This window comes from Bradyrhizobium sp. WYCCWR15520 (assembly GCF_056174665.1).
In genome coordinates this window covers 1-514 of record NZ_JBWBWM010000190.1, presented here as the reverse complement: position 1 = coordinate 514, position 514 = coordinate 1, and the positions used below count along the sequence as shown (strand labels likewise).

Below are 514 nucleotides of genomic sequence, written 5' to 3'. Positions count from 1 at the left end.
CGATCAGCCCTTCTTTCAACAGCGCTTCAACATGGCTTGTCCCGCCCGTTGTCAGCGCAATGAGCCCTTCATGATAACTTTTGAGCCATTTTTCTTTGATGCCGGTTTTTGATTTCGACTGCAACACGCTACTGATTTTCAGCAGGTTTTGGTAGCCTTTGTTTGTTTTCGCCAAAAGAACGAGCGGATATGAAAGCTGTTCTTTTTCATCTGTTAAAACTGAGGCTGTAAGCCCGATAATCGGCTTGATGCCGCGTTTTTTGCATGATTTATAAAATTCCACCGCCCCGTACATGACCTCATCATCCGTCAGCGCCATTGCGCTGTAGCCCAGCTCTTTGGCTTTGGCCGTGAGGTCCTCTACGGAAGCGGCGCTGTTTAATAAGCTGTAACCGCTGTGTACTTGCAGGTGAACAAAAGGCATTTCTGTCACCCCTTCCTTTTTCGAGCCGTCTCTTTTCATTATATGATGGGATCGAATGAGAAACAAATGTTCTTTCTTTGATCAACAATC

General features: G+C 45.9%; 1 protein-coding gene. It reads right to left on the bottom strand.

The genetic code is table 11. The annotated features are described in order from the left end of the window. Positions 1-463 (bottom strand): PHP domain-containing protein (locus AC0QUY_RS42810; RefSeq protein WP_475391772.1); only part of this gene is annotated, 463 nt, incomplete at its 3' end. Positions 464-514 lie beyond the last annotated feature (51 nt).